The sequence below is a fragment of the Pseudoxanthomonas taiwanensis genome (assembly GCF_010093135.1).
In the GTDB taxonomy this organism is placed as follows: Bacteria; Pseudomonadota; Gammaproteobacteria; order Xanthomonadales; family Xanthomonadaceae; genus Pseudoxanthomonas; species Pseudoxanthomonas taiwanensis.
Window position 1 is genome coordinate 1 of the sequence record NZ_PDWK01000095.1, and the last position, 8,352, is coordinate 8,352.

Consider the following 8,352-nt stretch of genomic DNA (forward strand, 5'->3'; position numbering starts at 1 on the left):
ACCAGTCGCTCATCGGGCGGGGCCCGTGGGGAAAAGGCGCGCATTGTAACGGAGCGGGGGCCGCGGCAGCGGTAGAATGCGCCTCCTTTTCCCGAGCCGAGCCCCGCCCGATGAGCGACTGGTCCGTCGACCGCGCCCGCGCCACCTGGTCCATCCCGTACTGGTCCGACGGTTACTTCGACGTGGCTGACGGCGCGATGCAGGTGCTGCCGCGCGGCCCCGGCGGCCCGCGCCTGGCGCTGCCGCGGCTGGTCGAGGACGCCCGCGCGCGCGGCATGAAGCTGCCGCTGCTGCTGCGCTTCCCGGACATCCTCGGCGACCGCCTCGGCCGGCTCCAGGACGCCTTCGCCACGGCCATGGCCGAGACCGGCTACCGCGGCGGCTACACCGCGGTCTACCCGATCAAGGTCAACCAGCACCGCGGCGTGGCCGGCACCCTGGCCGCGCACGCCGGCGAGGGCTTCGGCCTGGAGGCCGGCAGCAAGCCGGAGCTGATGGCGGTGCTGGCGCTCTCGCGCCCGGGCGGCCTGGTGGTGTGCAACGGCTACAAGGACCGCGAGTACATCCGCCTGGCGCTGATCGGGCGCAAGCTGGGCCTGGAGACCTTCATCGTCATCGAGAAGCCCTCCGAGCTGCGCCTGGTGATGGAGGAGGCGCGCGCGCTGGGCGTGGAGCCGGGCCTGGGCGTGCGCATGCGCCTGGCCAGCCTGGGTGCCGGCAAGTGGCAGAACAGCGGCGGCGACAAGGCCAAGTTCGGCCTGTCCCCGCGCCAGCTGCTGGACCTGTGGAAGACCCTGCGCGACACCGGCATGGGCCACTGCCTGCAGCTGCTGCACTTCCACATGGGCTCGCAGATCTCCAACGTGCGCGACATCGCCAACGGCATGCGCGAGGCGGTGCGCTACTTCAGCGAGCTGTCGCGCCTGGGCGCGCGCATCCGCTACATGGACGTGGGCGGCGGCCTGGGTGTGGACTACGAGGGCACCCGCTCGCGCAGCTACTGTTCGATCAACTACGGCCTGGTGCAGTACGCCACCAACATCGTCCTGCCGCTGGCCGACGTGTGCGCCGAGCAGGGCCTGCCGCCCCCGCGCATCGTCACCGAGTGCGGGAGGGCCATGACCGCGCACCACGCGGTGCTGGTGGCCAACGTCACCGAGGTGGAGAAGGCGCCGGAGGGCCGCGTGCCCGACCCGCACGACGACGAGCCGGCGGTGATCCGCCACCTGCGCGAGCTGCACGCGGACCTGGACCGGCGCCCGCCGCTGGAGCTGTTCCACGAGGCCCAGCACTTCCACGCCGAGGGCCTGGCCGCCTACACCCTGGGCCAGATCGACCTGCCGCAGCGGGCGCGGGTGGACGACCTGTTCTATGCGGTGCTCAACGGCGTGCGCGCGCGCCTGGACATCAGCGAGCGCGCCCACCGCGCCGCGCTGGACGAGCTCAACGAGCGCCTGGTGGACAAGTACTTCGTCAACTTCAGCGTGTTCGAGTCGGTCCCCGACGTGTGGGCCATTGACCAGGTGTTCCCGATCGTGCCGATCGAGCGCCTGGACGAGGCGCCGGACCGCCGCGGCGTGATCGCCGACATGACCTGCGACTCGGACGGCACCATCAAGACCTACGTGGAGAACGGCGGCCTGGACGCCTCGCTGCCGCTGCACCCGGTGCGCCCCGGCGAGAGCTACCGCCTGGGCTTCTTCATGGTCGGCGCCTACCAGGAGATCCTGGGCGACATCCACAACCTGTTCGGCGACACCGACGCGGTGGAGGTGCGCCTGGCCGCGGACGGCGGCTACGAGCTGACCCAGCAGCGCCGCGGCGACACCACCGACATCATGCTCGACTACGTGGGCTACCGCCTGGACGACCTGCGTGCGGTCTACGCCCAGCGCGTGCACGACGCCGGACTGCCGCGCAAGGAGGCGCTGGCGATCGCCGCCACCCTTGAGGCCGGCCTGACCGGCTACACGTACCTGTCGGACGAGCCGCTGGTCTGAGCCGGCGGCCTCAGCCGCGGAACACCTGGAAGCCGGCGAAGCTCTGCGTGACCGGCATGATCTCCAGGCGGTTGATGTTCAGGTGCGGCGGCAGGGTGGCCACGTAGTAGATCTGCTCGGCGATGTCCTCGGCCGACATCGGGTTGGCGTCCCTGTACAGCGCGTCCGAGGCTGTCTGGTTGCCGTGGGTGCGCACCAGGGTGAACTCGGTGTGGGCCATGCCCGGCTCGATGGTGGTCACGCGCACGCCGGTGCCGTGCAGGTCGCTGCGCAGGTTCAGCGAGAACTGGCTGACGAAGGCCTTGGTGCCGCCGTAGACATTGCCGCCCGGGTACGGGTACACGCCGGCCACCGAGCTGATGTTGATGATCGCGCCGCGCCGCTCGATCAGCTTCGGCAGCAGGCGGTGGGTCAGCGTCACCAGCGCGGTGACGTTGGTGTCGATCATCGTGCGCCAGTCCTCCAGGCTGGCCTGCTGCGCCGGGGCGGTGCCCAGCGCCAGGCCGGCGTTGTTGACCAGCACGTCGATCCCGGCGAAGGCCTCCGGCAGCGCCGCCAGCGCGGCGTCCATGGCCGCGGCGTCGCGCACGTCGAACACCGCCGGGTGCACGCGGTCCGCGCCCAGCTCGTCCACCAGCGCCTGCAGGCGCTCGCCGCGGCGGCCGGTGGCCACGACCTTCCAGCCGCCGGCGACGAAGCGGCGGGCGGCGGCCAGGCCGAAGCCGGAGGTGGCACCGGTGATGAAGGCGGTACGGGTCATCGGATCGGGCTCCTGATGCGGGAAGGGGGCGGGAAGGGGAACGCCGGCCCGGGCGGGCGGTCACTGGACCTTGATGGCCACCGCGGGCAGGCCGCCGTCGGCCAGGCGCTGCTTGGCCTCGGCCAGCTCGCTGGCGCTGCTGTACGGCCCCATGCGCACGCGGTACACGGTGCGGCCGTTGGCCTGGCCGGATTCCACGCGCGCGCTCAGGCCGAGCATGGCGATGCGCGCCTTGACCTGCTCGGCGTCCGCGGAGGCGCCGAAGGCGCCGGCCTGGAGCAGGTAGCGGGCCTCGCCGGCAGGGGCGGGCGCGGGCGCGGCCGGCGCGGCGGCGGCCGCCACCGCTTCCTGGCCCGCCTCCGGCGCGGGCGCCACCGGCACCGGCATCGGAGTGCGGCCCTCCAGCGCGTCGCGGGCGCGACGGGCCTCTTCCTGCTCGCGGCGGGCCTGCTCCTCGCGCGCGCTGGCGGCCAGTTCGGCGTCGCTCATGCGCACCTCGTTGCCGGGCAGCACGGTGTAGAAGTCGTACTGCGGGCGTTCCGGCTCGGCCGGCGCGGGCGCCGGCAGGTCGGCGATGGCCTCGGTGTCGGCCACCGGCGGCGGTTCGGCGTCGGGGTCGGCGCGCGGGCCGAAGCGCACGAAGCCGTCGCCGTCGCGCTTGAACGTGCCGGGCAGGGCCAGGAACAGCACCGCGCCGATGGCCAGCCCGACCACCAGCCAGACCCACGCCGGACGGCCGCTGCCGCCGTTGCGCCGGGCCTGGGACTTGCCTCGTCTTGCCGCCATTGACCGACCTCTCCGTTACATCCGCTCGGGCGCGCTCACGCCCAGCAGGCCGAGTCCGTTCGCGAGCACCTGCCCGGTGGCCCGGGCCAGGGCCAGGCGCGCGTCGCGCAGCCCCCCGTCCTCCACCAGCACCGGCGTGGCCGCATACCAGGTGTGGAAAGCATAGGCCAGTTCGCGCAGGTACTGGGCGATCTGGTGCGGCTCCAGCGCCTGGCCGGCGGCCTCCACCACCTCCGGGAAGCGCGACAGCTCGACCATCAGCTCGACCGAGCCCGCGTCGTCCAGCAGGCCCAGCTGCTGCAGGGCGCGGTTCTGGTTCCACTCGTAGCCCTTCTCCGCGGCCTGTCGGAACAGCGCGCACACGCGGGCGTGGGCGTACTGCACGTAGTAGACCGGGTTGTCGTTGCTCTGCTGGCGCGCCAGGTCGATGTCGAACACCAGCTGCGAGTCGGGCTTGCGCGCGATCAGGAACCAGCGCGTGGCATCGCGGCCGGCCTCCTCGATCAGGTCGCGCAGGGTCACGTAGCTGCCGGCGCGCTTGGACAGCTTCACCTCCTGGCCGCCGCGCATCACCGTGACCATCTGGTGCAGCACGTACTCCGGCCAGCCCTGCGGGATGCCCACGTCCAGCGCCTGCAGGCCGGCGCGCACGCGCGCCAGCGAGCCGTGGTGGTCGGCGCCAAGCTCGGTGATGGCGCGCTCGTAGCCGCGCTGCCACTTGCTCAGGTGGTAGGCCACGTCCGGCACGAAGTAGGTGTACGTGCCGTCGGACTTGCGCATCACGCGGTCCTTGTCGTCGCCGAAGGTGGTGGTGCGCAGCCACAGCGCGCCGCCCTCCTCGTAGGTGTGGCCCTTGGCGACCAGCTGCTGCACGGTCTCCTCGACCTTGCCGTCGCGGTACAGCGAGCTTTCCAGGAAGTAGACGTCGAAGTCCACGCCGAAGGCGGCCAGGTCGTGGTTCTGCTCGTTGCGCAGGTAGGCCACGGCGAAGCGGCGGATCGCCTCCAGGTCCTCCGGGTCGCGCGCGCCGGTGACCACGTGGCCCTCGATCTCCACGCTGTCGCCGCGCAGGTAGGCTTCGGCCACGTCCTGGATGTAGTCGCCGTTGTAGGCCTCGGCCGGCCAGCCGGCGTCGCCGGGCTTCAGGCCGCGGGCGCGCGCCTGCACCGAGCGGGCCAGGTTGTCGATCTGCACGCCGGCGTCGTTGTAGTAGAACTCGCGCTTGACGTTCCAGCCGTTGGCCTCCAGCAGGCGCGCCAGGCTGTCGCCGATGGCCGCGGCGCGGCCGTGGCCGACGTGCAGCGGGCCGGTGGGGTTGGCCGAGACGTACTCCACGCCCACGGTGCGGCCCTGGCCGGAGGTGTTGCGGCCGTAGTGGCTGCCGTGGCGCAGGGCCGCGGCCACCTCGCGCTGCCACGCCTGCGGGGCCAGGTGGAAGTTGATGAAGCCCGGGCCGGCGACCTCCACCCTGGCGATGTCGTCGCTGGCCGGCATGGCCTGCACCAGCGCCTGGGCCAGCGCGCGCGGGTTGGTGCGCGCGGCCTTGGCCAGGAGCATGGCCGCGTTGGTGGCGAAGTCGCCGTGCTCGCGGGTCTTGGGCCGTTCGATGACGAAGTCGGGGATGGCCGCGTCGGCCGGCAGGGTGCCGGCGGCGCGCAGCGCTTCGATGCCCTGGGCGACCAGGGCCTGGAGAAGGATCTTCACGGGAGACCGGTTCTGCGGTATTGGCCGGCCATTTTACCCGCTCCGCCGGGGCCGGGCGGCCGGGTCCCGGGCAGGCGGTTCAGACCAGGCCCCGCGCGGCTAGGGACACCGGCTCGCCGTCGCCGACGATGAAGTGGTCCAGCAGGCGCACCTCCACCAGCGCCAGGGCCTGCTTCAGGCGGGCGGTGACCGCGCGGTCGGCGGCCGAGGGCTCGGTGCTGCCGGAGGGGTGGTTGTGGCCGACGATCACCGCCGCGGCGTTGTGGGCCAGGGCCCGGCGCACCACCTCGCGCGGGTGCACCTCGGCCCCGTCGATGGTGCCGTGGAACATCTCCTCGAAGGCCAGGGCGCGGTGGCGGTTGTCCAGGAACAGCACGGCGAACACCTCGTGCGGGCGCGGCCGCAGGCGGCGGGCGAAGTAGCGGCCGGCGCTGGCCGGGTCGGTCAGCGCCTCGCCGCGTTCCAGCGCGGCGGCCAGATGGCGGTTGCCCAGCTCCAGCGCCGCGGCCAGCAGGCAGGCGCGGGCCGGCCCCAGCCCGGGCAGGCGCGCCAGCGCCGGGGCCGGGCGATCGAGCAGGGCGCGCAGCGGCCCGTGCGCGGCCAGCAGCTCGCGCGCGGTCTGCACCGCGTCGCGGCCGCGCAGCCCGGAGCCGAGGAAGATCGCCAGCAGCTCGGCGTCCGACAGCACCGCCGGGCCGCGGGCCAGCAGCTTCTCGCGGGGGCGTTCGGTGGCGGGCCAGTCGCGCAGGCGCATGCCTCCAGCCTGCCGGGGCCGTGGGGCGGCGGGCATCGGCCTGTGGCGGCCTTGGAGTAAGCTGGTGGTTCTGTACCGGTTAGGAAAAGTCCGATCGTGAGTGCCCAGGCAAGCGCCGCGCTGGCGGGACAGCGGATCCTGTTGTGCGTCGGGGGCGGCATCGCCGCCTACAAGGCCCTGGAACTGGTGCGGCGCCTGCGCGACGCGGGGGCCGAGGTGCAGGGGGCGATGACCGCCGGCGCCCAGCAGTTCGTCACCCCGCTCAGCTTCCAGGCCCTGTCGGGCCATCCGGCGCGGACCACCCTGTGGGACACCGCCGCCGAGCAGGCGATGGGCCATCTGGAGCTGGCGCGCTGGGCCGACCGCGTGGTTGTGGCCCCGGCCACGGCCGACCTGCTGGCGCGCCTGGCCCACGGCCTGGCCGACGACCTGGTCACCACCCTGTGCCTGGCCACCGAGGCCCCGCTGAGCGTGGCCCCGGCCATGAACCACCGCATGTGGCGGCACCCGGCCACGCAGGCCAACGTCGGGCTGCTGCGCTCGCGCGGGGTGCAGGTGATCGGCCCGGACGACGGACCGCTGGCCGAGGGCGAATCCGGTCCCGGCCGCCTGGCCGAGCCGGAGGCCATCGTGGCCGCGCTGGCCGGCGGCGCCGTGGCCGCGCCGGCCGCCGCCGGCCCCGGCCTGCTGCAGGGCCTGCGGGTGATCGTCACCGCCGGCCCGACCTACGAGGACCTGGACCCGGTGCGCTACCTGGGCAACCGCAGCAGCGGCAAGATGGGCTTCGCCGTCGCCGCCAGCGCCGCCCGCGCCGGCGCCGAGGGGGTGCTGGTCGCCGGCCCGGTGCAGCTGCCCACACCGCCGGGCGTGCAGCGGGTGGACGTGCGCTCGGCGGTGCAGATGCGCCAGGCGGTGATGGAAGCGCTGCCGGCGGACGTGTACATCGGCGCGGCCGCGGTGGCCGACTACACCCCGCGCAGCTTCTCGCCCAGCAAGATCAAGAAGACCGGTGCCGGCCAGACCCTGACCGTGGAGCTGGTGCGCACCCCCGACATCCTGTCCGAGGTGGCCAGCCGCGAGGACGCCGGCCTGAAGCTGGTGGTCGGCTTCGCCGCCGAGACCGACGACGTGGCCGGCTACGCGCGGCAGAAGCTGGCGGCCAAGCGCCTGGACCTGATCGTGGCCAACCGCGTGGGCGTGCCCGGCTCCGGCTTCGAGAGCGACGACAACGCCATGACCGCGTACTGGAACGGCGGCGAGCGCGAGTTCCCGCCCGGTCCCAAGGTGCGGCTGGCCGACGACCTGGTCGCCCTGATCGCCGAGCGGATGCGCGCATGAACCGGCCCGTCACCCACCGCCTGCAGGTCCGCCTGCTCGACCCCCGTTTCGGCGACAGCTGGCCGCTGCCGGCCTACGCCACCGAAGGAAGCGCCGGCTTGGACCTGCGCGCGGCCATCGAGGCCGACCTGGTGCTGCAGCCGGGCGACGCGGCGCTGGTCCCCAGCGGCCTGTCCATCCACATCGGCGACCCGAACGTGTGTGCACTGGTGCTGCCGCGCTCGGGCCTTGGCCACCGTCACGGCATCGTGCTGGGCAACGGCACCGGGCTGATCGACGCCGACTACCAGGGGCCGCTGCTGATCAGCGTCTGGAACCGGGGCTGCGAGGCCTACACCATCCAGCCGGGCGACCGCATCGCCCAGCTGGTGTTGGCACCAATCCTGCGAGCGGGACTGGAAGTGGTCGATACTTTCGCCGCCAGCGCGCGCGGCGAGGGCGGCTTCGGCCACACCGGCACACGATAGGAAGGGAGAGGCATGGCGAATATGGACGCAGACCGGCCCGGGCTGGACCAACTCAGGCGCAGCACCCCCTGGCTGGCGGCGCTGCTGGTGCTGCTGGCGGCATGGTTCGCCTGGAGCGGCGTGCAGCAGTGGCGCGGGCAGGTGCGGGAGGACCGCCTGGCCCAGGCCCGCGACCAGGCCGTGGCCACCGCCAGCGCGGCCGCCAACGCCCAGGCCGCGCGCCTGGGCGAGCGCCTGCAGGACGAGACCGTGCGGGCCGCGCTGGCCCTGGGCGAGGCCGGGGTCGCGGCCTCGGCGATCACCGCCGGCTGGCCACGGGCCGAGCAGGCCGTGGTGCTGGGCGCGGACCTGGCCGGCGCCTACGGCCAGGCCGCCGAGTTCGGCTACAGCCGCCTGGCGCTGCTGGAGGATGCCCTGAGTAACCGTCTTCCGAGTCAAGCGCCGTGAAGCGCGTTATCCCAAGGTTTGTTGGTTCTGACCATGGCATTGAGCACGGTCAGCAGCTTGCGCATGCAAGCGACCAAGGCGACTTTGGGGCATTTG

At 73.4% G+C, this 8,352-nt stretch carries 8 protein-coding genes and 1 pseudogene; 4 read left to right on the forward strand and 5 right to left on the reverse strand.

What is annotated here, in order from left to right; all coding sequences use genetic code 11:
* Positions 1–110: 110 nt before the first annotated feature.
* Positions 111–2,000 (forward strand): arginine decarboxylase, encoded by a 1,890-nt coding sequence (gene speA, locus CR938_RS13220; protein WP_162125447.1) that lies wholly within the window; start codon positions 111–113, stop codon positions 1,998–2,000.
* A 10-nt stretch (positions 2,001–2,010) separates the two neighbouring features.
* Here speA and CR938_RS13225 read toward each other — a convergent pair whose 3' ends face one another.
* The 4 genes from CR938_RS13225 to radC all read right to left on the reverse strand — a co-directional run bounded on the left by CR938_RS13225 (position 2,011) and on the right by radC (position 6,004).
* On the reverse strand, positions 2,011–2,760 hold the full coding sequence (locus CR938_RS13225) for an SDR family NAD(P)-dependent oxidoreductase (protein WP_162125448.1): 750 nt from the start codon (positions 2,758–2,760) through the stop codon (positions 2,011–2,013).
* Positions 2,761–2,820: 60 nt separating this feature from the next.
* The gene (locus CR938_RS13230; protein ID WP_162125449.1) at positions 2,821–3,546 is read right to left on the reverse strand and encodes an SPOR domain-containing protein; all 726 of its coding nucleotides are present in this window, start codon (positions 3,544–3,546) and stop codon (positions 2,821–2,823) included.
* A gap of 15 nt (positions 3,547–3,561) precedes the next feature.
* Positions 3,562–5,250 (reverse strand): arginine--tRNA ligase, encoded by a 1,689-nt coding sequence (gene argS, locus CR938_RS13235; RefSeq protein ID WP_162125450.1) that lies wholly within the window; start codon positions 5,248–5,250, stop codon positions 3,562–3,564.
* Positions 5,251–5,329: 79 nt separating this feature from the next.
* Positions 5,330–6,004: a RadC family protein gene (gene radC / locus CR938_RS13240; protein ID WP_162125451.1), complete on the reverse strand. Its 675-nt coding sequence runs from the start codon at positions 6,002–6,004 to the stop codon at positions 5,330–5,332.
* Positions 6,005–6,097: 93 nt separating this feature from the next.
* Between radC and coaBC the strand changes: the two genes are divergently transcribed.
* The 3 genes from coaBC to CR938_RS13255 are packed head-to-tail and all read left to right on the forward strand — an operon-like array spanning position 6,098 to position 8,256.
* Positions 6,098–7,342: a bifunctional phosphopantothenoylcysteine decarboxylase/phosphopantothenate--cysteine ligase CoaBC gene (coaBC, locus tag CR938_RS13245; RefSeq protein WP_425502455.1), complete on the forward strand. Its 1,245-nt coding sequence runs from the start codon at positions 6,098–6,100 to the stop codon at positions 7,340–7,342.
* Positions 7,339–7,809, forward strand: coding sequence for a dUTP diphosphatase (gene dut, locus CR938_RS13250; RefSeq protein ID WP_162125452.1), 471 nt, complete (start codon positions 7,339–7,341; stop codon positions 7,807–7,809). Before coaBC ends, dut begins: the two co-directional genes overlap by 4 nt.
* Positions 7,810–7,830: 21 nt before the next feature.
* Positions 7,831–8,256, forward strand: a complete 426-nt coding sequence (locus CR938_RS13255) for a hypothetical protein (RefSeq protein ID WP_162125453.1) — start codon at positions 7,831–7,833, stop codon at positions 8,254–8,256.
* On the opposite strand, the pseudogene CR938_RS13260 reads toward CR938_RS13255, so the two are convergent.
* Positions 8,244–8,352 (reverse strand): annotated as a pseudogene (locus CR938_RS13260) (IS110 family transposase); the annotation flags it as partial. The gene CR938_RS13255 and the pseudogene CR938_RS13260 sit on opposite strands and share 13 nt — an antisense overlap.

Coding starts and splice junctions, on each gene's coding strand:
- speA (WP_162125447.1), top strand. CDS start 111: ATGAGCGACTGGTCCGTCGACCGCGCCCGCGCCACCTGGTCCATCCCG.
- CR938_RS13225 (WP_162125448.1), bottom strand. CDS start 2,760: ATGACCCGTACCGCCTTCATCACCGGTGCCACCTCCGGCTTCGGCCTG.
- CR938_RS13230 (WP_162125449.1), bottom strand. CDS start 3,546: ATGGCGGCAAGACGAGGCAAGTCCCAGGCCCGGCGCAACGGCGGCAGC.
- radC (WP_162125451.1), bottom strand. CDS start 6,004: ATGCGCCTGCGCGACTGGCCCGCCACCGAACGCCCCCGCGAGAAGCTG.
- dut (WP_162125452.1), top strand. CDS start 7,339: ATGAACCGGCCCGTCACCCACCGCCTGCAGGTCCGCCTGCTCGACCCC.
- CR938_RS13255 (WP_162125453.1), top strand. CDS start 7,831: ATGGACGCAGACCGGCCCGGGCTGGACCAACTCAGGCGCAGCACCCCC.